Origin of the sequence: Bacteroides sp. D22, from assembly GCF_000163675.1 — a bacterium.
In the GTDB taxonomy this organism is placed as follows: Bacteria; Bacteroidota; Bacteroidia; order Bacteroidales; family Bacteroidaceae; genus Bacteroides; species Bacteroides xylanisolvens.
The window spans coordinates 34486-61027 of record NZ_GG774804.1 but is presented as its reverse complement, the minus strand read 5'-3'; the positions used below and the strand labels follow the sequence as shown (position 1 = coordinate 61027).

Here is a 26542-nt window from a genome sequence, read left to right as displayed (position 1 = left end):
AAACAAGTGCTTATGAATATGAGATCAGATTAAGAATACGAATCTATCCCCAATAGAATATCTTATTCAGAAATAATCAACATAATATACTCACAGATAAAGAAAAAAAATGCATTTTTGTACTTTAAACAAATACGCTATGAAGATAACTAACGACATATTAAAAGATTATTTCTACGATAAGTGTTCTCACGAGGAAGAAATAGAAATCCAAAAGTGGTTGACAGAAAATGACAATAACCTGATGGACCAGAGTTTCCGTGAGATTATCTCTGAAATTCAAATAGAGGACCATGAGTTATCTCAAAAAGCCTTTCAGAAATTTCAAAAAGCTATTCAACCCAAACAGGTTCGCATACTACGCCCAAGGCTTCAGCACTCAATCCGCTGGATGCAGCGTGTAGCAGCCGTCCTTTTTATACCACTTTTGTTTTTAGCCGGATATTTACTTCTTGACAAGAAGGCAAATACACACTGGAATGATATCACCGTACCACACGGTATGCATCAAACACTCACTCTTTCGGATGGAACGAAGCTCCACGTCAATTCAGGCACGCGGGTTATTTATCCTTCCGACTTCACAGAAGATAAAAGAGAAATCTTTGTCAGTGGAGAGCTCTTTGCCGATGTGGCAAAGGACCCGGACAAGGCTTTTATCATTTCTGCCGGTGACGTCCATGTGCAGGTACTGGGTACAAAGTTCAATCTCCGTGCCTACGAGAATATTGAGACGGTAGAAGTCGCACTCGTAGAAGGTTCGGTACTGTTCAAAACTCCGACTCATCCTAATGAGATTCTGAAAAAAGGAGAAATGATCCAGTACAACCGTGCCTCACAGAAAATTGTTCGTGAAACATTCCTTGCCAATCTGTACAAGTGTCCGTCAAAAAGCGAAGGATTCTATTTCAGTAATCTTCCCCTTAGTGATATTGTGAAGGAACTGGAATATTATTTCGATACCAGAATCATCATATTAGATCAAAAGTTAAGCGACAACACGTACATTGCTTATTTCACTAACGGGGAAACTCTTGACGAGATTTTATCCAATCTCAATACAGACGGACAAATGTCCATAACCCGGAGTCAGGAAGTAATCATGATTACTTCTGCAACTCCATAAATTTAGCAGTAGTATAACCTGATATGAAGCAAACTAATATTTATAAAAAATATATATCGACAATCTGGTTTGCTTGTGTGATGATATTTTTCTCTCAACCTATTCTAGCACAAGACATAACCTTACAATTAAAGAATGTTACTGTAAAAGAAGCGATAGAAGCTTTACATAAGACCAAGAATTATTCAGTTGTAATCAAATCTTCCGAGATCAACATGAGTAAGAAGGTGTCAATCAATGCCAATAATGCGCCTATCAAGGTCGTTTTGGATCAGATATTCGTGGGACAGAATGTTAGCTATACCATCAACAGACATAGCATCATCATCAGTAAAAAGTCCGATACCAGCCAGCAAAAGTCCGATGAGAAAAAGAAGCAGACAATCACCGGGGTTGTCTATGACGAAGAAGGAAATCCCGTTATCGGTGCTTCGGTGATGAACAAAGAAACCGCACAGGGAGCAATTACCGACTTGGATGGAAAGTTCTCTCTGGAGACTTCCATTCCTTCGACTATTGATATTTCGTATGTAGGCTATGAGGTAGCGACAGTTCATGTAAAAGACGGTCAGACTAAGACAATCCGTCTGGTACCTTCCAGTCTGATGATTGACGAAGTAGTTGTAGTGGGCTATGGTAGCCAACGCAGAAGTAATCTGACAGGTGCTGTATCCACCATTTCAAGCAAAGAACTGAACAACCGCCCGGTAGTATCTGCCGCCAATGCATTACAAGGAGCCGATCCGTCTGTAAATCTGACTTTCGGCACCGGTTCTCCCGAGTCCGGCTATTCATTAAACATTCGCGGAGGGATCTCTGTCAATGGCGGTACGCCATTAGTACTTTGCGACGGTGTAGAAGTTCCACTGAACCAAGTCAATGCAAATGACATCGAGTCGATTTCCGTATTGAAAGATGCATCTTCATGTGCCATTTATGGAGCAAAGGCCTCTGCAGGTGTGGTACTTATCACCACCAAATCGGGAAGTGCTGCAACAAAAGGAAAAGCCAAAATCAGCTACAACGGTCGATTTGGATGGACACAGAACACGACTTCCACTGATTTTATCCGTACCGGATACGATTATGTCACTTTCGCCAACAAGTTCTACCATGCATACAATGGCGTGAATATGTACTTGTACGAAGATGAAGAGCTCCAGAAACTCTATGACCGCCGGAATGATATGACTGAGAATCCGGAACGTCCATGGGTGGAAATCGGAGAAGACGGGAAATATTATTATTATGGAAATACGGACTGGTATGGATACTTCTACAATCGTACCCGCCCACAGATGGAACACAATGTCTCTATCACCGGAGGTGGCGAAAAGGTGAATTACTATATCAGTGGACGTTACTACCAGCAATATGGTATGTTCAACATCGACAAAGACCTTTATAAGGATTATTCGTTCCGTGCCAAAATGGATGCTCAACTAAACAAATGGATCAAATGGTCGACAAATATCGGACTGGATAATAACAATTACAATTATAACGGTACTTCCAACTACGCAATGACTATTGCCCGCCTAGAATCAAATATCAGTCCCTCATTCGTCCCCTTCAATCCGGATGGAACGATTGTGCAATATACCAACCAACTTTATGCCAACTCTCCCTTGGGAGCCGGTGACGGCGGATACCTAACGTCACGAAGAGGTCATAACAGCAAATCCAGAACACTCTTGTCCGTTGTCAATCAGATTGACATTACGTTACTACAGGGACTGACTCTGACCGCCAACTACAGTTACCAACAAAGAAAGCAATTGTACCGTTATCGCAACAATTCATTTGAGTATTCACGCAGTCAGGAAGTGACACAAACTTTCACTTCCGGAAGTATCTTTAATAATTATGAGGAAGACGAATCTTTCCCTGTTACTCACATGTTGAACTATTATGCAACATTTGAACATTCATGGGCAAAGAAACACAATCTTAAAATAGTGGCAGGTAGCCAGTATGAGACTTACCGCAATGTCAACAAAAACACTTCTATGACTAACCTGTCCAATGATAACCTCGACTCCTTCTCGGCAGTAACTCCTGAAAGTGTACTTACCGTATCACAAGATATCAGCGCCTATAAAACGCTTGGTTTCTTCGGCCGTATCAATTATGATTACATGGGTAAATACCTGCTCGAAGTATCCTGTCGTGCCGATGGTTCTTCCCGGTTCGCAGAAGGAGACAGATGGGGAGTTTTCCCTTCAGTATCTGCCGGATGGAGAATCTCCGAAGAGAACTTTTTCAAACCGGTAAGCGACTGGTGGAGCAGCCTGAAGTTACGCGCATCCGTCGGTAGCCTGGGGAACCAGCAGGTAGATTATTACGCTTATCTGCAGACAATCACTTCGGACAATCAGTTCAGCTATACTTTCGACGGAGAAGGCAAAGCATATTACGCAAAGATTTCCAACCCGATTTCTTCCGGACTGACTTGGGAAACCGTTACAACCTACAATGTCGGATTGGATATGTCATTCCTTAGAAACCGTTTAAGTATGAGTGCCGACTATTACGTTCGTAAAACAACAGATATGCTAACTACTTCATTGACGTTACCGGATGTATACGGTGCTTCCACCCCAAAAGCCAACTGTGCCGACTTACGGACAAACGGATGGGAATTATCCGTTTCATGGAACGACTCGTTCAAAGTGGCCAATAAACCTTTCAGGTATGGAATACAAGCTACATTGGGAGATTACCAACGGACAATCACCAAATACAATAATCCGGACAAACTGATCTCCGACCATTATGTAGGCAAGAAGATGGGAGAAATCTGGGGATACCATGTAGACGGATTGTTCAAAACAGATAAGGAAGCAGCAGAATATCAGGCAAAGATCAATGACAAAGTCGTGAACGGACGTGTTTATAGCAGTAAGGTCGACGGTTATCTGCGTGCCGGTGACGTACGCTTTGCTGACTTAAACGGTGACAATGTGATTGGGGCCGGAGCTGGAACAGTAGACGATCCTGGTGATAAACAAATCATTGGAAACACAACTCCCAGATACAGTTATTCTTTCCGTCTGGATGCGAGCTGGAACGGTTTCGACGTATCCGCTTTCTTCCAGGGAATTGGTAAAAGAGACTGGTACCCATCTTATAGTACCACCTCACAGGGAGCAAATTCATTCTGGGGACCATATTCTTTCCCTTCTACCTCATTTGTAGAAAAATCATTTCCGGAAGACTGCTGGACAGAAGACAACAGAAATGCTTTCTTCCCACGTATCAGAGGTTATCAATCCTATTCAGGCGGTTCACTCGGCACCGTAAACGACCGATATATACAGAATATCGCTTATCTGCGTTTCAAGAATCTCTCTATTGGATATACACTGCCTATCAGTAAACGTATTTTTGAAAAGGTTCGTGTTTACGTATCGGGAGAAAATCTATACTATTGGTCGCCTCTGAAGAAGCATAACAAAACTATCGACCCGGAATTGGCAATCTCCAGTAGCACTTACTCATCCAACACGGGTTCGGGATATGCTTACCCGCGTGTTTACACTGTTGGAGTAGATATAACTTTTTAATTAATGACTAATCAGATATAGTATGAAAGCTATCAACAAAATAATAATTCTGGGAATGGCCGTAGCCCTATTCAATAGCTGTGACCTGACACTCCTACCGGAAAATGCAGTGACACCAGAGAATTACTTTCAAAACAAATCCGATCTGGAATTATGGACCAATCAATTTTATACCTTACTGGACGAGCCAGATGCTTCAGCCGGTACAAATGCAGATGATATGATCGACAAAGGCATGGGACAGGTAATTGAAGGAACCCGTTCGGCTGCCAGCGAAACCGGATGGTCATGGACCAAACTCCGCCACATTAATTACTTCCTGCAACATTCTTCCAACTGTGATGATGAAACCGCCCGCAATCAATATAATGGAGTGGCCCAATTCTTCAGAGCTTATTTCTATTTCGTAAAGGTACGCCGTTATGGAGATGTACCCTGGTACGATCAAGTGCTGGGTTCGGAAGATCAGGAATTATTAGTCAAAGCCAGGGATTCCCGCGAGTTTGTGATGAATCAAGTACTCAAAGATTTCCAAGATGCCGCTACCAGTTTGCCGACCAAAAGCACAGAAACTCGGAACACAAGAGTCACTAAATGGGCGGCATTGGCATTTGCCAGTCAAGCTGCACTTTATGAAGGGACTTATCGGAAATACCATGGACTGGATAATTATGAGAAATACCTGGAAATTGCAGCAAGCACTGCCCGGCAGTTTATTGACGAAAGCGGCTTCAGCCTGTATAAAGAAGGAACGGAACCTTACAGAGATATGTTCTGTGCCGACAACGCCAAAACCACAGAAGTCGTACTGGCAAGAGCTTATAACTTCGAAGGTTTGCAATTATCACACTCCGTACAATTCAGCATCGCTAACCTGCAAATGGGATTTACCCGCCGGTTTATGAATCACTACCTGATGGCGGACGGAACACGTTTCACTGATAAACAAGGATATGAAACAATGTTTTACACAGACGAGGTGAAAAACCGCGATCCACGCCTGCAACAAACCGTACTTTGTCCGAACTATATCCAAAAAGGAGAAACAACCGTGACCGCCAATGACTTAACTGCTTATTGCGGCTACAGACCTATCAAATTTGTAGGTACCAAAGATCATGACGGAGCCGCTAAAAGTACCTCCGATTGGCCTTTGATGCGAGCAGCGGAAGTCTACCTGAATTATGCCGAAGCCAAAGCCGAACTGGGAACACTCAAACAAGAAGACCTGGATATCTCTATCAATAAAATTCGAGAACGGGCTAAAATGCCGGATCTGAATCTTACGGATGCCAACAGTAACCCTGATCCTTATCTGGCAGCTTGCTATCCGAATGTTGAGCAGGGAACGAATAAGGGCGTCATTCTCGAAATCCGTCGCGAACGTACAATTGAACTAGTAATGGAAGGGTTGAGACAATGGGATTTATTCCGTTGGAAAGAAGGTAAACAAATGTTCAATCATTACGTACCTTACTACGGTATTTATGTTCCCGGAGTAGGAACATACGATATGGATGGTGACGGGAAGCCTGATCTGGAAATCTACGAAACCACAGCGACCTCCCAATGTGATAATAAAAAGAAACTGGATAAGGATATCTATCTCTCCAACGGAACATCCGGTTATATTATCGGATTCCCCAAAGTTACTTATGGCAAAGACTGGAAAGAGGAAAGAGACTACTTATGGCCTATCCCTGCTGACCAGCGCGTACTTACACAAGGCATTCTAACCCAAAATCCGGGTTGGGAAGATGGACTAAGCTACTAACTAACTCTTTATTTATTTCTTCATCAGAAGGTGTATCGGAAGATAATCGATACACCTTCCCATTACTATCGCCTTTCACTAGGCTATCAAATCCTACCACCATGTTAAAACAACTTATCAAATTTTATCACATCAGCACTCCTGCGACTCCTCTTAAAAAAGACAAGAAAAAACTTAAAAGATTGCAGTGGGCTACCTTTCTTTCCGCCACAGCCGGATATGGTATTTATTATGTCTGTCGGCTAAGCCTGAATGTAGTAAAGAAACCGATTGTTGAAGAAGGAATCTTTTCAGAAACAGAGCTCGGTATTATCGGAGCAGTGTTATTTTTCACCTATGCTATCGGAAAATTCACTAACGGATTTCTGGCAGACCGCAGCAATATCAGGCGTTTCATGTCCACCGGACTGCTAATTACAGCCCTGGCAAACTTATGCCTAGGATTCACCCACTCTTTCATTCTATTCGCCATATTATGGGGAATCAGCGGATGGTTTCAGTCAATGGGGACTGCTTCTTGCGTAGTCGGATTATCCCGTTGGTTTGAAAATAAGAAACGGGGATCGTTCTATGGCTTCTGGTCGGCAAGCCACAACATCGGGGAAGCAATGACTTTCATTATTGTCGCCTCCATTGTCAGTGCTTTAGGATGGAGATACGGTTTCATTGGAGCCGGAAGTATCGGAATAATCGGGGCATTAATCGTCTGGAGATTCTTTCATGATTCTCCGGAAAGTGAAGGGCTGCCTGCCGTCAATCATCCACAAATGCAAAGTGAAACAGGTGATGCTGCCGATTTCAACAAGGCACAACGGCAAGCTCTAATGATGCCCGCAATTTGGATACTTGCCATTTCGAGTGCATTGATGTACGTCAGCCGCTATGCCGTAAACAGCTGGGGAGTCTTCTATCTGGAAACCCAGAAAGGATATTCTACACTGGACGCCAGTTTTATCATTTCTATCGGTTCGGTTTGTGGAATTATCGGTACAATGTTTTCCGGTGTCATCTCCGACAAGTTTTTCAGTGGGCGCAGAAATGCTCCTGCACTCATCTTCGGTCTGATGAATGTAATGGCACTTTGTCTGTTTCTATTAGTTCCGGGTGTCCACTTTTGGGTAGACGCGTTATCCATGGTACTGTTCGGTACTGCGATCGGAGTACTCCTCTGTTTCTTGGGCGGATTGATGGCAGTTGACATTGCTCCCCGGAACGCTTCAGGTGCAGCATTAGGAATCGTAGGTATTGCCAGTTACATCGGGGCAGGTATACAGGATATTATGAGCGGTATTCTCATAGGAGGGCATAAAAGCATTGTCGATGGCAAAGAAATCTATGACTTTTCTTATATCAATATTTTTTGGATCGGAGCCGCATTACTCTCCGTCTTTTTTGCTTTATTGGTATGGAATGTGAAATCAAAGGATTAACAGAACTGTCAGTATCATAAAAAACGTGAGTTCTTTTCGTCCTCATATGAATTTATTTCGTATTTTTGCGTGGACATCCCCTTTTTTGATGTTCAGGAAGATAATTTGTTGTTAAAGCAAAGCGAAGATTGATATATGAGTGACGAAATCAACGAGATAACGGAAGGACATTCAGACTACAAACCGGCGGACACGCGGGACGAAAACGTAAAGCATCAGTTAACAGGCATGTACCAGAATTGGTTTCTGGACTATGCTTCATACGTTATACTGGAACGTGCCGTGCCTCATATCAATGACGGTTTAAAGCCTGTGCAACGACGTATTTTACATTCAATGAAACGTCTGGACGACGGACGGTATAATAAAGTGGCTAACATTGTGGGACACACCATGCAGTTCCACCCTCACGGTGATGCTTCTATCGGAGATGCCCTGGTACAGTTGGGACAGAAAGACCTGTTGATCGATTGTCAGGGTAACTGGGGTAATATCCTCACCGGAGACGGCGCAGCTGCTCCCCGTTATATCGAAGCACGCTTGTCCAAGTTTGCGCTGGATGTTGTCTTCAATCCCAAAACTACCGAATGGAAACTTTCTTATGACGGACGAAACAAGGAACCGGTCACTCTTCCTGTGAAATTCCCGTTATTATTAGCACAGGGAGTGGAAGGTATCGCCGTGGGACTTTCTTCAAAAATTTTACCACACAATTTCAACGAACTTTGTGATGCCTCTATCAGCTATTTACGCGGAGAGGAATTCCAACTATATCCTGATTTCCAGACAGGAGGCTCTATCGATGTAGCCAAATACAACGACGGAGAGCGTGGCGGAGCCGTGAAAGTACGTGCCAAGATCAACAAGATTGATAATAAAACGCTTGCTATCACAGAAATTCCATACGGAAAGACGACTTCGACAGTGATCGACTCTATCCTGAAAGCTGTTGATAAAGGAAAGATCAAAATTCGTAAGGTAGACGACAATACGGCTGCCAACGTAGAAATATTAGTGCACCTCGCACCCGGCACCTCATCAGATAAAACGATTGATGCTCTGTACGCTTTCACTGACTGTGAAGTAAGTATCTCGCCCAACTGCTGTATTATCGATGACAGTAAGCCACATTTCCTCACTGTGAGCAAAGTCCTGAAAAAGTCGGCAGACAATACGATGGATTTGCTGAAGCAGGAGCTGGAAATCAAGAAAGGAGAAATTCTGGAATCCCTGCATTTCTCTTCTCTCGAAAAGATATTTATCGAAGAACGCATCTATAAGGATAAAGAGTTCGAGCAATCCAAAGACATGGATGCAGCCTGTGCACATATCGACGAACGTCTGACACCTTACTATCCGACATTTATCCGTGAAGTTACGAAAGAAGATATTCTCAAGTTGATGGAAATCAAAATGGGGCGTATCCTGAAATTCAACTCAGACAAAGCAGATGAACTGATCGCCAAGATGAAAGAGGAAATTGCCGAGATTGATAACCACCTGGCTCACATCGTGGATTATACCGTCAACTGGTATCAGATGCTGAAGAACAAATACGGCAAGAATTTCCCGCGCCACACGGAATTGCGAAACTTCGACACCATCGAAGCAGCCAAAGTAGTAGAAGCAAACGAGAAACTCTATATCAACCGTGAAGAAGGATTTATCGGAACGACCTTGAAGAAAGATGAGTTCGTAGCCTGCTGTTCGGATATCGACGATGTCATTATCTTCTTCCGTGATGGTAAATATATCGTCACCCCCGTTGCCGATAAGAAATTTGTCGGTAAGAACGTTCTTTATGTCAATGTATTCAAGAAGAACGATAAACGTACAATCTACAACGTAGCCTACCGCGACGGAAAAGAAGGAACGACCTACGTAAAACGTTTCGCCGTAACTTCCGTGGTCCGCGACCGCGAATATGATGTGACACTGGGAACTCCCGATTCACGAATTACCTATTTCAGTGCCAACCCGAACGGAGAAGCCGAAATTATCAAAGTGACATTGAAGCCGAACCCGCGTGTACGCCGCATCATCTTCGAGCATGACTTCAGCGAAGTCAGTATCAAGGGACGCCAGGCACGGGGGATAATTCTCACCCGCTTGCCGGTACACAAAATATCCTTGAAACAGAAAGGCGGCTCTACTCTCGGTGGACGTAAAGTCTGGTTCGACCGTGACATACTTCGCCTCAACTATGATGGACGCGGCGAATACCTGGGAGAATTCCAAAGTGACGACTCCATACTGGTTGTACTGAACAATGGTGATTTCTACACCACCAACTTCGATTTGAGCAATCACTACGAAGACAATGTGAGCATCGTTGAGAAATTCGATCCCCATAAGGTATGGACCGCTGCACTTTATGATGCCGATCAACAGAATTACCCGTACCTGAAACGTTTCTGCTTCGAGGCCTCCAACCGCAAACAGAACTATCTGGGAGAGAATAAGAATAACCGTCTCATCTTGCTGACCGATGAGTACTATCCGCGTCTGGAAGTTATATTTGGCGGACACGACAGCTTCCGTGATCCGTTGGATATCGATGCAGATGAATTCATAGCTGTCAAAGGGTTCAAAGCCAAAGGAAAACGCATCACGACCTATACCGTGGATACGATCAACGAACTTGAACCGACCCGCTTCCCCGAACCTGAACAAGAGCAGCAGGAAAGCCCGGAAGAGGAACCGGAAAATCTGGACCCGGACAGTGATAAGAGCGAAGGCGATATTATTGATGAGATCACCGGGCAGATGAAATTATTCTGATGAAGAAAAAACTAATATATCTGGGGCTGACAGGATGCATCCTGTTCGCCCTTTGCACCAGATTACAAGCGCAGATTGACAGTCTGCAAACCCATCGGTATGTAACACGTGCCACCATGTACGGTGTAGGATTTACCAACGTATTCGACACCTATCTTTCACCGCAGGAATACAAAGGAATTGACTTCCGTATTTCCCGCGAGACGATTCGGATGACTAAGTTATTCGATGGAAATGTGTCTGTGCAGAATTTCTTTCAGGCAGACATCGGTTATACCCATAACCGTGCCGATAACAATAACACCTTCTCCGGATTAGTCAACTGGAATTACGGATTACACTACCAGTTTCGACTGACGGAGAATTTCAAATTATTAGCCGGAGGATTGATAGATGCCAACGGAGGCTTTGTCTATAATCTCCGGAACACCAACAATCCGGCATCCGCACGGGCATACGTCAATTTGGATGCTTCCGGAATGGCTATCTGGCATTTGAAAATCAAACGGTACCCGATGGTATTACGCTATCAAGTCAATCTACCGGTGATGGGAGTAATGTTCTCACCGCACTACGGACAATCTTACTACGAGATATTCTCTCTGGGAAATTCGAGTGGAGTGATAAAGTTCACCTCCCTGCACAACCAGCCTTCACTGCGGCAGATGCTCTCGGTCGACTTACCGATAGGATATACAAAAATGCGATTCAGCTATCTGGCTGATTTGCAACAATCCAATGTAAACAATATCAAGACACATACCTACTCGCACGTATTCATGGTAGGATTTGTGAAAGACCTATACCGTATCCGAAACAAAAAAGGAACAGCTTTGCCTTCATCGGTCAGAGCCTACTAAGAGAACAAAATTTAATGTTGAAACTTCAAGTGAGATCAATTAAGAATGAGAAATAAGATTAGACAAATGCTTTGGCTGCTCTGCTGTCTTCCGGTATTGACCGGTTGCATCGGAGAAGAAGACTACGCCAATGATCCTGTAGGAAACTTCGAACAACTATGGAAGATCATCGACGAACAGTATTGTTTTCTGGAAGCAAAAGGTATTGACTGGGATGCCGTTCACGACAAATATAGCCCACTGATTATTCCGACAATGTCTAATGACGACCTGTTCGACATCCTAAGCCAGATGCTATACATTTTAAAAGACGGACATGTCAATCTATCCTCTGCCAAACGTACTTCTTTCTACGATGAATGGTATCAGGGTTACGACTGGAACTACCGGGAAGATATTCTCTATCAAACTTATCTGGGCAGTGCCAGCACAGGATACTATACATCCGCCGGTTTAAAGTATAAAATATTCGATAATAATATAGGATATATTCGTTATGAAAGTTTCAGTTCCGGAGTGGGCGATGGCAACTTGGATGAAGTTCTCCTCTACCTGGCCACCTGCAACGGATTAATCATCGATGTACGTGATAACGGAGGCGGAAACCTGACCAACTCCACCCGCATTGCCGCCCGGTTTACCAACGAGAAAACACTTACCGGATATATACAGCACAAAACCGGACCGGGACATAATGATTTCTCCAAGATGGAGCCGATCTATCTGGAACCATCCAACAGCATCCGGTGGCAGAAGAAAGTAATCATTCTGACCAATCGTCGTTGTTATAGTGCCACCAATGATTTTGTGAATGCGATGCGCAGCTTAAACAAGGACAACGAAGAGAAAAGAATCATCCAGTTAGGTGACTGGACCGGAGGTGGTTCGGGACTTCCCTTCTCATCGGAATTACCTAATGGATGGAGCGTCCGTTTCTCCGCCAGTCCGCATTTCGACAAAAACAAGCAACCCTTGGAAGAAGGTATTGAGCCGGACATTGCCATCAATATGTCTGAATCAGATCAACTTAAGCACAAAGACACTCTGATTGAAAAAGCATTCGAAATCTTAAGTGAATAACTTTATTGTCGAATTATTTGCCAAATCAGAAAATCTTCCTATCTTTGCACCGCTAAACAAAAAAGCTACACATGCGGATGTGGCGTAATTGGTAGCCGCGCCAGACTTAGGATCTGGTGCCGTGAGGCGTGTAGGTTCGAGTCCTATCATCCGCACCAAAAATAAACTATAAGCCTTCAAGATACTATCTTGGAGGCTTTTTAATTAGTTAAACATGAATAAACATCAACTTTGCTGCATCGGTCACATCACATTAGACAAAGTAGTCACTCCTCAAAACACTGTCTACATGCCGGGAGGAACAGCTTTTTATTGCTCACATGCCATCCGCCATTTTAATGATATCGATTATGCGCTGGTAACGGCAGTAGGTGCCACTGAAATGAAAGTTGTAGAGCAGCTGCGCAAAGTGGGTATTAACGTAACTGCCTTACCGAGCAAACACTCCGTATACTTCGAGAACATCTATGGAGCCAATCCGGACGACCGTACCCAACGGGTATTAGCGAAAGCCGATCCGTTCACAGCCAGTCAGTTGAAAGAGATAGATGCGCAAATCTACCATCTCGGCTCTCTGCTGGCTGACGACTTCTCATTGGAAGTAATCAAAGAACTATCTCAAAAAGGGTTGATTGCAGTAGACTCACAAGGCTATTTACGTGAAGTGCGTGACACCCACGTCTATCCGGTGGACTGGACAGATAAGAGAGAAGCCTTGCAATATATTCATTTCCTCAAAGTCAACAAGCATGAAATGGAAGTACTGACCGGTCTTTCCGACCCGCATGAAGCTGCCCGCCAATTATATGAATGGGGAGTGAAAGAAGTATTAGTCACATTAGGCGGCATGGGCTCACTTATCTTCGACGGAAAAGACTTCTATCGTATTCCGGCTTATAAGCCCAGAGAAGTGGTAGACGCAACGGGATGTGGAGACACGTATACCATCGGCTATTTATATCAACGGGTATCAGGTGCCGGCATCGAAGAAGCCGGTCGTTTTGCAGCCGCCATGTCTACATTAAAAATAGAGAAATCAGGTCCTTTCAATGGCAGCAAAGAAGACGTCATTCAATGTATGACCACTGCGGAACAAATGTTTTAAAACAGGAAAGGCATGAACCACACCGGTTCATGTCTGAACTTTTTCAACAGTCTCCTCACCCTTTTGTGTTAAAAACAAGCATCCTCTCTTTTTTCCCAAATCTTTTTTGAATTTCGTTTGTTTCCTTTGTTACTCTTGCCAAAAGACGGCAGAAAAAAGACTTCAACCTAAATAATAACAAATGGAAAAATTTAATGCAATGAGGACTAGACTTTTACAACATCTTCAGAAAAAAGCCATCAGGTCAAAGAGCATCATGACGCTTGTTTGCCTGCTACTGGCCTCTGCATCAGCCTTTGCACAGACAAAGACGGTGACAGGAACAGTGACGGACGCTGCCAATGAACCATTGATCGGCGCATCGGTACTCGTACAAGGAACTTCCACCGGAACCATCACGGACATGGACGGTAAATATTCAATCTCTGTCACTCCGGAGGACGTACTGGCATTTTCATACGTGGGGATGACTTCGCAAACCATTAAAGTGGGGACACAGAACGTCATCAATGTCACTTTAAAAGAAGATTCACAAGTACTAGCCGAAACAGTCGTTATCGGATACGGTAGTGCAAAGAAAAGAGACTTGACAGGTTCTATCACCAATATCAAAGGAGAAGAGTTAGCCAACAAACCGGCAATGAATCCGCTGTCTTCCCTTCAGGGGAAAGTGGCAGGTGTGCAGATTGTAAACTCCGGACGAGCCGGATCGGACCCGGAAATCCGTATTCGCGGAACAAACTCCATCAACGGATATAAACCGCTGTACATTGTCGACGGATTATTCAATGACAACATCAATTTCCTGAATCCGGAGGACATCGAATCCATGGAAATCCTGAAAGACCCGTCATCTCTGGCTATCTTCGGTGTTCGCGGTGCGAATGGTGTTATCATCATTACCACAAAGAAAGCCAAAGAGGGACAGACACTAGTCAATATTAATACTTCTTTCGGTTTCAAGAAAGTGGTAGATAAAGTGAAACTGGTGAATGGTTCACAATTCAAGGAACTATATAACGAACAGCTTGCCAATCAGAAAGATGACCCTTTCGATTATACCGGCTGGGATGCCAATACCGACTGGCAAGACGAAATTTTCCAGACTGCTTTCATTACAAACAATAACATCAGTATTACAGGGGCTTCGCCCAAACATAGTTTCTATCTGGGTGTAGGCTACTCTTACGAACAAGGCAACATCGAGCATGAGAAATTCAGTAAGGTAACCATCAACGCAAGTAATGATTATAAGATTACGGACTTTTTGAAAGTCGGTTTCCAATTCAACGGTGCACGTATGCTTCCTGCTGATTCCAAACAGGTATTGAATGCCCTGCGTGCAACTCCTATCGCTCCGGTGTATAACAACGAATACGGATTATATACGGCTCTGCCCGAATTCCAGAAAGCGCAGATTAGCAACCCGATGGTAGACGTCGAATTGAAAGCGAATACTACCAAAGCGGAGAACTACCGGGCATCCGGTAATATTTATGGTGAAGTAGACTTCCTGAAACATTTCACGTTCAAAGCAATGTTCTCCATGGATTATGCGTCGAACAACGGACGGACGTATACACCGATCGTAAAAGTATACGATGCCGCTGTCAACGGAGGGATCTCTACTTTGGGAACAGGCAAGACCGAGGTCAGCCAGTTTAAAGAGAATGAAACAAAAGTTCAGAGCGACTACCTGTTGACATACACCAACAGCTTTGATAATGGAAATCATAACCTGACAGCTACCGCCGGTTTTACTACCTATTATAATTCGTTGAGCCGATTGGACGGAGCACGCAAGCAGGGGGTCGGACTGGTTATTCCGGATAATCCGGACAAATGGTTTGTCAGCATCGGCGATGCGGCTACCGCTACCAATGGAAGTACTCAATGGGAACGCAGTACATTATCCGTACTTGCACGTGTGATCTACAACTATAAAGGTAAATATCTGTTCAACGGATCTTTCCGCCGGGATGGTTCTTCCGCTTTCTCCTACACAGGCAATGAATGGCAGAACTTCTTCTCACTGGGTGGAGGTTGGTTGATGTCCGAAGAAGAATTTATGAAAGACATCAAATGGCTGGATATGTTGAAAATCAAAGCATCTTACGGTACGTTAGGAAACCAGAACCTGGATAAAGCCTATCCTGCCGAACCCTTATTGACCAATGCTTATTCGGCCGTATTCGGTAAACCGTCCATCATTTATCCCGGATACCAGCTTGCCTATCTTCCTAATCCTAACCTGCGTTGGGAAAAAGTAGAAGCCTGGGAAGCCGGATTTGAAACGAACCTACTTCGCAACCGCTTGCATTTTGAGGGTGTTTACTATAAGAAGAACACCAAAGATTTGTTAGCCGAAGTTCCCGGAATTTCCGGAACTATCCCCGGTATCGGAAACTTGGGAGAGATCCAGAATAAAGGAGTGGAAATGGCTGTAACCTGGCGCGATCAGATTGGTGATTGGGGATATTCCGTCAGTGCCAACCTGACTACTATCAAGAATGAGGTAAAAAGTCTTGTTCAGGAAGGATACTCCATCATTGCCGGAGATAAGCAGCAAAGTTACACAATGGCAGGTTATCCTATCGGATATTTCTATGGTTATAAAGTGGCAGGCGTTTATCAGTCACAAGCAGATATTGACGCATCACCCCAAAATACATTGGCTACCGTTACCCCCGGTGACCTGAAATTCGCCGATGTGAACGGTGACGGAGAAATCACCCCGGAAGACCGTACCATGATAGGCAACCCGACTCCAAAGGTAACTTACGGTTTCTCTCTTGGAGTAGACTACAAGAATTGGTCGTTAGGCATCGACATGATGGGACAAGGCGGAAACAAGATTTTCCGTACATGGGATAACTACAATTTTGCCCAGTTCAACTACCTGGAACAACGTTTGGACCGCTGGCACGGAGAAGGTACGTCCAACACCCAACCGTTGCTGAACACCAAACATTCTATCAATAACTTGAATTCCGACTATTACATTGAGAACGGTAGTTTCTTCCGTATCCGTAATGTACAGTTAGCGTATACGTTCGACAAGAGCTTAATTGCCAAAATACGTCTGCAAGCCCTGAAAGTCTATGTCAACATACAGAACCTGAAGACATGGAAACATAATACCGGATATACTCCCGAACTTGGAGGAACTGCCACCGCATTCGGAGTAGATAACGGTAGTTATCCTGTACCTGCAGTCTATACCTTCGGTATCAACCTAACATTCTAGTGGCAAGGTGGCACTACCAGTTTTCCATGCGGAACACAACTTTAATCTTTAAAACTATCATTATATGAAACTGAATAAATATATATTTGCAGCCCTTATTACTTCAACTACATTATTTCTAGGCAGCTGTAGTGACTTTCTGGATCGTAGTCCACAAGGACAGTTTACGGAAGATGATAATCCGAACGCTCTGGTCAACGGGAAGATTTATAATGTCTATACGATGATGCGTAACTATAATGTGACAGCCGGCCCTCCTGCTTTTGCCATCCACTGTTTCCGTTCGGAAGATTCGGAAAAAGGAAGTATTGCCAGCGATGGCTCTGATGTAGCCGAAATGTATGATGATTTTGTGTATACACCGACCAACGGCCTACTGGGTGCTTATTGGGGACAGAATTATGCCATCATCTACCAATGTAATGAGATTCTTGATGCCATTGCAGAAAAAGAAACAGCCGGACAAACAGAAACTGAAGACATCATCAATAAGGGAGAGGCCTCTTTCTTCCGTGCTTATTGCTACTTCAATCTGGTAAGAGCTTTCGGCGAAGTTCCTTTGGTGACTTATAAAATCAACGATGCTTCGGAAGCCAATATCCCGAAGACAAGTGCTGATAAAATCTATGAGCAAATCGACAAGGACCTGAAAACAGCAGAAGAGTCATTGCCGGAAACATGGAGCAGCGAATACACCGGACGACTGACTTGGGGAGCTGCCCGTTCCTTACATGCGCGTACTTATATGATGCGCAACGACTGGAACAATATGTACACAGCCTCCACCGATGTCATCAAAAAGGGGCTCTACAACCTAAAGACTCCGTATAATGAGATTTTCACGGACGATGGTGAAAATAACGGAGGTTCTATATTCGAGTTGCAATGTACAGCTACTGCCGCTCTTCCTCAAAGTACCGTTATCGGCAGCCAGTTCTGTGAAGTACAAGGTGTACGCGGAGCAGGTCAATGGGACTTGGGCTGGGGATGGCACATGGCAACAGAGTATATGGCGCAAGCATACGAACAGGGTGATCCACGCAAAAACTCTACCCTACTCTACTTCCGCCACTCGGACAGCGATCCTATCACACCGGAAAACACCAACGAACCATACGGTGAGTCTCCGGTTTCCCCGGCAATGGGTGCTTATTTCAATAAGAAAGCCTATACCGACCCGGCATTACGTAAAGAATATACCAATAAAGGTTATTGGGTAAACATTCGTCTGATCCGCTACGCAGATGTACTGCTGATGGGAGCCGAATCAGCTAATGAAAAAGGTATTCCGGGTGAAGCAATCGACTATTTGGAACAAGTACGCGCACGCGCCAGAGGCACCAATACCAATATATTACCTAAAGTGACGACTACCGATCAGGGAGAATTGCGTGAGGCCATCCGCCACGAACGCCGTGTGGAATTAGGGTTGGAATTCGACCGTTTCTACGACCTCGTTCGTTGGGGCATTGCAAAAGAAGTGTTGCACGCAGCCGGTAAAACCAATTATCAGGACAAAAACGCACTGCTTCCACTGCCGCAGACAGAGATCGACAAGTCTAAGGGAGTGTTAGTACAGAACCCCGACTACCAATAAGAAAGTTCCTCGGTGCCGAACGGTTGTTTCCTCGGTGCCGAAACTACTGTTCCTCGGTGTCGAACAATGTCCTCCTCGGTGCCGAACATTCAACGCATCAGGAGGACTTTATATGAATAGAGATAAAAGTAACTATAATAATATGATATACAAAAAGTTAAGTCTATCCGTCCTGTTGTTTGCCGCAGGTTTTCTAACCGCGTCGGCACAAAAGTCGCCACAGGATATGGATCGTTTCATCGACGTATTGATGAATAAAATGACGCTGGAAGAAAAAATCGGACAGTTAAATCTTCCTGTCACCGGAGAGATCACTACGGGACAGGCTAAAAGCAGCGACATCGCCGCAAAAATCAAGAAAGGCGAAGTGGGAGGATTGTTCAATCTGAAAGGAGTAGAGAAAATACGTGAAGTACAGAAACAAGCTGTGGAAGATTCCCGGCTGGGTATTCCGTTATTGTTCGGGATGGACGTTATTCACGGATACGAAACGATGTTCCCTATCCCGCTCGGTTTGTCTTGCACCTGGGACATGACAGCCATTGAAGAGTCTGCCCGCATTGCGGCTGTAGAAGCAAGTGCTGATGGAATCTCATGGACTTTCAGCCCGATGGTGGATATTTCACGTGACCCTCGTTGGGGACGCGTATCCGAAGGTAGTGGCGAAGACCCGTTTCTCGGTGCCATGATTGCCGAAGCAATGGTGCGCGGCTATCAGGGGAAAAACATGGAACGGAATGACGAAATCATGGCCTGCGTAAAACACTTTGCGTTATATGGGGCAGGCGAAGCCGGCCGCGACTATAACACCGTGGATATGAGCCGCCAACGAATGTTCAATGATTATATGCTGCCGTATGAAGCAGCCGTTGAAGCGGGTGTAGGCAGCGTGATGGCTTCTTTTAATGAAGTAGACGGTATTCCGGCCACTGCCAATAAATGGCTGATGACGGATATTCTCCGCGGACAGTGGGGATTCAACGGTTTTGTGGTAACTGATTATACGGGCATTTCAGAAATGATCGACCACGGTATCGGCGATCTTCAGACAGTATCTGCCCGTGCCATCAATGCCGGAGTGGATATGGATATGGTAAGCGAAGGTTTTGTAGGAACACTGAAGAAATCCGTTCAGGAAGGAAAAGTCTCTATGGAAACGTTGAATACGGCTTGTCGTCGTATTCTGGAAGCCAAATATAAACTGGGATTGTTTGATAATCCTTATAAATATTGCGATCCGAAACGTCCGGCACGCGACATCTTTACCAAAGCCCATCGTGATGCAGCACGCAGGATTGCAGCAGAAAGTTTCGTTCTTCTAAAGAATGACAGTCCCGACGGTAATCCGAACGGAAATCCGTTGTTGCCTTTCAACCCTAAAGGAAATATTGCAGTAATCGGTCCGTTGGCAAACAGCCGTAGCAATATGCCGGGTACATGGAGCGTAGCAGCTGTGCTCGACCGTTGCCCTTCTTTGGTAGAAGGATTGAAAGAGATGACAGCCGGCAAAGCGAATATCATGTACGCTAAAGGAAGCAACCTGATTAGTGATGCAAGTTACGAAGAACGGGCAACGATGTTCGGCCGTTCCCTGAACCGTGACAACCGCACCGACCAGCAGTTACTGGACGAAGCATTGAACGTAGCCCGTCGGTCGGATATCATCATCGCAGCGCTAGGCGAATCTTCTGAAATGAGCGGTGAAAGTAGCAGTCGCACGGATTTGAACATTCCCGATGTACAACAGAATCTATTGAAAGAACTTTTAAAGACAGGCAAACCGGTGGTACTGGTATTATTTACCGGACGTCCGCTTACGCTGAACTGGGAACAGGAGCATGTGCCTGCCATTCTGAATGTATGGTTCGGAGGTAGTGAAGCCGCTTATGCCATTGGTGACGCCCTCTTCGGTTACGTCAATCCGGGTGGAAAACTGACCATGACTTTCCCGAAGAATGTCGGCCAGATACCTCTTTATTATGCGCACAAAAATACCGGACGCCCATTGAAAGATGGCAAATGGTTCGAGAAATTCCGCAGCAACTATCTCGATGTGGATAATGATCCGCTTTATCCGTTCGGTTACGGCCTTTCTTATACGACGTTTTCTTACAGCGACATCGACTTGAGTCATTCTTCCATGGACATGAACGGTTCGTTGACCGCGGCAGTGGAGGTTACCAATACCGGAACATGGCCCGGCTCGGAAGTGGTACAGCTTTATATCCGCGACGTTGTGGGTAGCAGTACCCGTCCCGTCAAAGAGCTGAAAGGTTTCCAAAAGATATTCCTCGAACCGGGAGAAATGAAGATTGTCCGTTTCAAGATTGCTCCGGAAATGCTTCGATACTATAATTATGACTTGCAACTGGTTGCCGAACCGGGCGACTTTGAAGTGATGATCGGTACGAACAGCCGTGATGTGAAAACCGCGAAGTTCACGTTAAACTAAACTTTTATCACCTTGATTATGAACGATAAATATAAAAGAATAATAGAAATGAGTGCACTTCCGCTCATGTTACTATTTCTATCCGCCGTTGCCCTGACTTTCCAGAGCTGTAAAGGGAAAAGCAAAAGCAATAACCTTTCCGCAGCCACCGACTCGTTATCGGACGACGCCCTGATGGATACCGTCCAGCGACGGACTTTCCTTTATTTCTGGGAAGGTGCCGAGCCGAATAGCGGCTTAGCTCCCGAACGTTATCATGTAGACGGCGTTTATCCAGAAAACGATGCCAACGTAGTCACTTCCGGCGGCAGCGGCTTCGGCATCATGGCTATCCTTGCGGGAATCGACCGCGGTTACGTCACCCGCGAAGAGGGACTGGCACGAATGGAACGCATCGTTTCTTTCCTCGAAAAGGCAGACCGTTTCCACGGAGCCTACCCTCATTGGTGGTATGGTGATACGGGCAAAGTGAAACCATTCGGCCAGAAAGATAATGGGGGCGATCTGGTAGAGACAGCTTTCCTCATCCAAGGGCTGCTGGCCGTACACCAATATTACGTCAACGGAAACGAGAAAGAGAAAGCCCTCGCCCAACGGATCGACCAGATTTGGCGGGATGTCGACTGGAACTGGTATCGGCAAGGCGGGCAAAACGTTCTTTACTGGCATTGGAGTCCGACGTATGGCTGGGAAATGAATTTCCCTGTACACGGCTACAACGAATGTATGATTATGTATATTCTTGCCGCCGCTTCTCCTACCCATGGAGTACCTGCGGCTGTCTATCATGACGGTTGGGCACAGAACGGAGCCATCGTTTCTCCGCATAAAGTGGAAGGAATCGAGTTGCACCTCCGCTATCAGGGCACCGAAGCCGGACCGCTTTTCTGGGCTCAATACTCTTTTCTCGGACTTGATCCGGTGGGACTGAAAGATGAATACTGCCCCAGCTACTTCCACGAAATGCGCAACCTGACACTGGTGAACCGTGCTTACTGCATCCGCAACCCTAAACATTACAAAGGTTTCGGACCGGATTGTTGGGGACTGACCGCCAGCTACTCCGTCGATGGATATGCGGCTCATTCGCCCAATGAGCAGGAGGACAAAGGAGTAATCTCCCCTACCGCCGCGCTTTCATCCATTATCTATACACCGGAATATTCCATGCAAGTGATGCGCCATCTATATGGTATGGGAGATAAAGTGTTCGGTCCTTTCGGATTCTACGATGCTTTCAGCGAAACGGACAATTGGTATCCGCAACGTTATCTGGCTATCGACCAGGGTCCTATTGCTGTCATGATCGAAAACTACCGGAGCGGATTATTGTGGAAACTCTTCATGAGCCATCCCGACGTACAGGCCGGATTAACCAAACTTGGTTTTAACACCAACAAGCAAGACGTGAGACAGAAATAAGAGGGAATCTCGGTGTGCGGAAGTGGTCTACTGACCACCTCCACCACCGGTGTTTCCACCTCCTCCGCCGCCACCTTTCACATCGTCATTGTCGATGCTTCGTGCGGCTTTCTTCACACTGGCTTTCAACTCACCAAGCCGATAGCTAATACTGAAACCGTAATACCGGCTCGGATATTTGCTCGAACTCTTCGAAATAAAGTTAGCTCCTTCTGTGTGGTTATTGTAAGTTCTGTATTTCTCCAGAACATTGCTGCAATAAATATTCAAAGAAAGACGTTCTTCTTTCAGGAAAGAACGGCTCAATCCCAAACTATAATAACTATATCCTGAACCTTTTCCCTGCAAACTGATTCGGGGTGTGCTACCTCCGCCGTTCAGGCTCAAACGTACTTTTCCCGGTAAGGTCTGCTGAATTCCTCCATAAGCAGAAGCATTCCATCCATAATTGTGCAGCTCTTGGGCAGGACTCCGCAAATCGCTATAATTGCCACGTCCATTGACGTAAATTCGCGTTTTAGGAGAAGCGTTCCAGTTCAAATAAAAGTTCAATCCTGTTTCCCGACTCTTTCCGATATTACCGTATGTGCTATACAGTGCACCGTAGGGAGCTTTATGCCCGCCTTCAAAGATTTCTCCGTCTTTATCAGTAATCAAGCGGCTGATTCTTTCAATTCCGTTGTTATTGAAAGAATGACGCAAAGAAAGATTGATGTTGAACTTGGACGTAAAACTGCTGTAAGACAAGTCGAACGAATGACTCTTCTCACTCTTCAAGTTCGGATTTCCCTGACTGATAAACATCGGATTCTGATTATCGAAATAAGGATTCAAATTCCAGATACCCGGACGCCAGATACGCATATTATATCCACCACGCAAATTCTGCGTCTTTCCTAGTTTTATTCCCAAGGAAACGGAAGGAACCAGATCACTAAAATTCGAATCAAAGTTCTCGCCCGGACCCACCAGATACTTCACCTCTTGTATGGTTTGCTCATAACGCAATCCCGGTTTGAAAGTAAATCCCTTGTATTTCAGCGTATATCCGGCATAAGCAGAGAGAATATGATTCAAATGACGGTACTCGCTACTACGATTCTCATTATATGCATAGTTTTCACTTGCTCCCTCGGCTTCATAAAACCGATTATCACTGGAGTTACGTCGGAAAATATATTTGGCACCGGTTTCAATTGTATGGAGCTTTCCAATCGGAGTAGTATAGTCCACCTGGAAAGTCTGCTCCATCGTATTTGTCTTTCCGTCCGAATGGAAATTCTTTAATGACAATTCTTTGATGATATCCAGTTTATTCTCATCAGGCTCGATATCCAGATAAGTATTATATGAATCATTCGTTTGGGGTTGGGAATTGATTTTATAAGAAAGCGTAATCATTCGTTCTTTATTCTTTCGGGAAGTACGCTGATAGTCTATATTTCCGTTGATAGAATACCATGACCCTTTTCCATGATTGTCGGTCCTATAACGGTACGCAAAATCCTGTCGGTCAGCTCCGTGCATAATCGTATTTCCGCCACTGTTACTTTTGTCACTGCTACCGTACATTCCGAAAGCCACGGTCAGCAACCTCAACGTATCAATCTCGTAACTGGCTTCCAAATTGCCATACTGGAAATTCCCTTTCGACTTGGAGTTACTTTCCGATTCCAGATATTTTTCATTCTCTTTATCCGGTTCGTAGTTTTCGCGGTAACTGTCGGAATAGCTGCGCGGGCTATTATTATAATTGTAGTTATAGTTGGCAGAAACAGTCAGTTTACCTTGTTTCACCATTGCGTAAGTGCCGGCACCTACTCCGTTATTATTAGCATTTCCTCTGAAAGTAGCCGTGTAGCCTTCAAATCCGGAACCTACTGTGACGATATTCAGAATACCTCCGATACCTTCCGCATCATATTTAGCTCCCGGTGAAGTTATCACCTCAATATATTTGATTGTGTTTGCCGGCATACTTTTCAGTACTTCCTTCGGATTATTGCTCATCATATTATTGGGCTTTCCATTCACATGTATCTTGAAACTGCTACTGCCGTTCACCTGTACATTGTCTTCTCCATCCACCGTTACCAAAGGCACTTTCCGAAGCATCTCCAATATACTGTTCGATTTTGAGTCCGGATCATCTTCAATATTATATTCAATCTTATCCACATCTACCTTTACCAAAGGTTTTTGTGCAACTACCTCCACTCCTTTCAATACGTTATTGGCCTCTGAAGAAATCATTGTGCCCAAGTCAATCTCCTTCACGGACGGTTTTAGAGTAAATTCCTTTACTATCGGCGCTTTACCAATCGAAGAAATAGTGATGATGTAATTGCCCGCAGCGACATTCAGTTTCTCCTGAAACTTACCATTCGCCCCAGTCACCGCCATCTTGACTGCTTTATCCGGAGCATTTTTCTTTGCTATTTTGATGGTAGCATACGGTTCTCCCTCTTGTGTTAAAGAATCAATAAGTACTCCTTTGACTGTATAAGAAGGAGCTGTGGATTTTTGTGCCCACCCCGCCACGGAGGTAGCGAATACGAATAGAATTAGTAGTAACAGTCTGTGTTTCATGACTAGAAATATATTAGTTTATGTTTATTAGACGCAAGACATTCAAAAATGCTGCAAATTCGAGAGCCAAAAGTAGTTGGTTTATCTACACTTACGAATTTTTCGGAGTTAAGAATATAAAACGAATGGATAAAAAATCTTACTACAGTATATTTCTAGTATTTTTAAACATTTCTGTTTAGGGATATCTTTAAATATATCTATTCATGGGCATCTTTAAATTTTCTATTCAAGAGTACTTTTAGACATTTCCGCTCAACGGTATCGGTTATTCCTTATTTAAAAGAAGATAGAATGGTATTTACCGTCGTATCAACCATATCAGCCGCCTTAAGTGAGCGCAGATTCTTCCAACCCAGCAGGTACTAAAGTTCTCTTCATATTTCGTGAACACTTTCTCACAATCCCGGAGCCGGCTGTTTTGCCTTTTCATAGCTGTTTGTATCTCTTTCATTCGAGCTATTTGCTCTCTTTGATACAAGAGTTCTTTGTCTTGACAGCCAATAATTTCAGCATATAAGTTACAGATATTTGCTTTTTCAATACATAGGTCTTCCAATGTGTCGATATACTCGGCTGTAACTCGATCCTTATTCTGATGCAGGAATCCGATAAGGCTTTCTTCATCAACAGTGGTGATACCTTTCTCATACGACATCGGGAATCTTTTCATATCCGCCCAAAGCCAGATTACTTCTTTGTTGATTCCATACTTGGCCGCCGCTTCTTCTACGCTAATCCATTTTGGCATAATGCTTTTGTTTTAATGTGTTCCACAATAAAAATGGAGTATTATTTTGTTTATGTGGAGCAACGGGCATTCACGTTTTCTGTATTTCGGGCGGACGGGGAATTGTTTAGGTTAGACTTTTAGGGGTAATCATAACCGACCGGACACAAAAAAGACGTGAATGCTGTTGCACCATTATCTCCACTCGAGGTCTTAGCATACCCTATAGAAAGACAATGATAACAACAGACATCCACGCCAATCGTTTATATATAACACATCTCCAACGGATATGTTGATATAAAGCCGTTCGCGTGGAATATCTGTTGAATCATCTCTCCTCTATATGAAATTGCTAAGTTTCGAGTGGGAGAGACAATACATTACATATTCCATTTAGTAATATATACCGCCTCCCGCTAATTTCATCACGCTGATGAGCAGAAAGCGTATGACAAAGATATACATATTTCTTTAAATGTGGTGGAAATATGGAAATAAATGCTGGAAGTTATGTAGTCGCCCCTTAGAATGTGCTTTTACGCCTAATAATCAACATATTAATATATAAATTGCTTTGATATATCTGCAAGTTTTTGTATCTTTATGGTTGAAAACTTGCAGATTATTATGATAAACAAGACCACCCCTCAGCCCTCCTTGTTCAGCTCTTTGACAGACCAGCTGAATCCCAGGCATCCCTTATACCTGCTTGCCAATAAGATAGACTGGCGCCGTTTTGAAGAAGCTTTCTCCCCGCTATACTGTGCCGTCAACGGTCGT

The 26542-nt window shown here is 44.4% G+C and carries 14 protein-coding genes, 1 tRNA gene and 1 pseudogene; 14 read left to right on the top strand and 2 right to left on the bottom strand.

Features of this window, described 5'->3' with window-relative positions; genetic code table 11:
- Positions 1-139: 139 nt before the first annotated feature.
- The 13 genes from HMPREF0106_RS14195 (at position 140) to HMPREF0106_RS14255 (ending at position 22440) form a co-directional block, all read left to right on the top strand.
- Positions 140-1126, top strand: a complete 987-nt coding sequence (locus HMPREF0106_RS14195; protein WP_004309596.1) for a FecR family protein — start codon at positions 140-142, stop codon at positions 1124-1126.
- Between the two features lie 23 nt (positions 1127-1149).
- Positions 1150-4692, top strand: coding sequence for a TonB-dependent receptor (locus HMPREF0106_RS14200; protein ID WP_009039768.1), 3543 nt, complete (start codon positions 1150-1152; stop codon positions 4690-4692).
- Between the two features lie 22 nt (positions 4693-4714).
- Positions 4715-6466, top strand: a complete 1752-nt coding sequence (locus HMPREF0106_RS14205; RefSeq protein ID WP_004309594.1) for a RagB/SusD family nutrient uptake outer membrane protein — start codon at positions 4715-4717, stop codon at positions 6464-6466.
- Positions 6467-6567: 101 nt separating this feature from the next.
- Complete coding sequence (locus HMPREF0106_RS14210; RefSeq protein ID WP_004309593.1) at positions 6568-7896, top strand: MFS transporter; 1329 nt, start codon at positions 6568-6570, stop codon at positions 7894-7896.
- A 135-nt stretch (positions 7897-8031) separates the two neighbouring features.
- Positions 8032-10677, top strand: a complete 2646-nt coding sequence (locus HMPREF0106_RS14215) for a DNA gyrase/topoisomerase IV subunit A (RefSeq protein WP_004309592.1) — start codon at positions 8032-8034, stop codon at positions 10675-10677.
- Positions 10677-11537 (top strand): DUF3316 domain-containing protein, encoded by an 861-nt coding sequence (locus tag HMPREF0106_RS14220; protein WP_008642868.1) that lies wholly within the window; start codon positions 10677-10679, stop codon positions 11535-11537. Before HMPREF0106_RS14215 ends, HMPREF0106_RS14220 begins: the two co-directional genes overlap by 1 nt.
- A 45-nt stretch (positions 11538-11582) precedes the next feature.
- Entirely contained in the window at positions 11583-12617 is a 1035-nt protein-coding gene (locus HMPREF0106_RS14225) for a S41 family peptidase (protein ID WP_008649432.1), read from the top strand.
- A 73-nt stretch (positions 12618-12690) separates the two neighbouring features.
- A tRNA-Leu gene (locus HMPREF0106_RS14230) sits at positions 12691-12775 on the top strand.
- A gap of 56 nt (positions 12776-12831) precedes the next feature.
- Complete coding sequence (locus HMPREF0106_RS14235; protein WP_009039767.1) at positions 12832-13722, top strand: carbohydrate kinase family protein; 891 nt, start codon at positions 12832-12834, stop codon at positions 13720-13722.
- Between the two features lie 181 nt (positions 13723-13903).
- On the top strand, positions 13904-16969 hold the full coding sequence (locus HMPREF0106_RS14240) for a SusC/RagA family TonB-linked outer membrane protein (RefSeq protein WP_009039766.1): 3066 nt from the start codon (positions 13904-13906) through the stop codon (positions 16967-16969).
- A gap of 64 nt (positions 16970-17033) precedes the next feature.
- A complete protein-coding gene (locus tag HMPREF0106_RS14245) occupies positions 17034-18566 on the top strand; it encodes a RagB/SusD family nutrient uptake outer membrane protein (protein ID WP_009039765.1) in 1533 nt (510 codons plus the stop codon).
- A gap of 142 nt (positions 18567-18708) precedes the next feature.
- Positions 18709-21018 (top strand): beta-glucosidase BglX, encoded by a 2310-nt coding sequence (gene bglX / locus HMPREF0106_RS14250; RefSeq protein ID WP_004324488.1) that lies wholly within the window; start codon positions 18709-18711, stop codon positions 21016-21018.
- A gap of 48 nt (positions 21019-21066) precedes the next feature.
- Positions 21067-22440, top strand: coding sequence for a glucoamylase family protein (locus tag HMPREF0106_RS14255; protein WP_032851272.1), 1374 nt, complete (start codon positions 21067-21069; stop codon positions 22438-22440).
- 27 nt (positions 22441-22467) lie between these two features.
- On the opposite strand, the gene HMPREF0106_RS14260 is transcribed toward HMPREF0106_RS14255, so the two are convergent.
- Complete coding sequence (locus HMPREF0106_RS14260; protein WP_009039762.1) at positions 22468-25029, bottom strand: outer membrane beta-barrel family protein; 2562 nt, start codon at positions 25027-25029, stop codon at positions 22468-22470.
- Between the two features lie 301 nt (positions 25030-25330).
- Positions 25331-25780: a hypothetical protein gene (locus tag HMPREF0106_RS14265; protein WP_004305184.1), complete on the bottom strand. Its 450-nt coding sequence runs from the start codon at positions 25778-25780 to the stop codon at positions 25331-25333.
- A gap of 609 nt (positions 25781-26389) precedes the next feature.
- Between HMPREF0106_RS14265 and HMPREF0106_RS27050 the strand changes: the two are divergent.
- Positions 26390-26542 (top strand): annotated as a pseudogene (locus HMPREF0106_RS27050) (IS5/IS1182 family transposase); the annotation flags it as partial.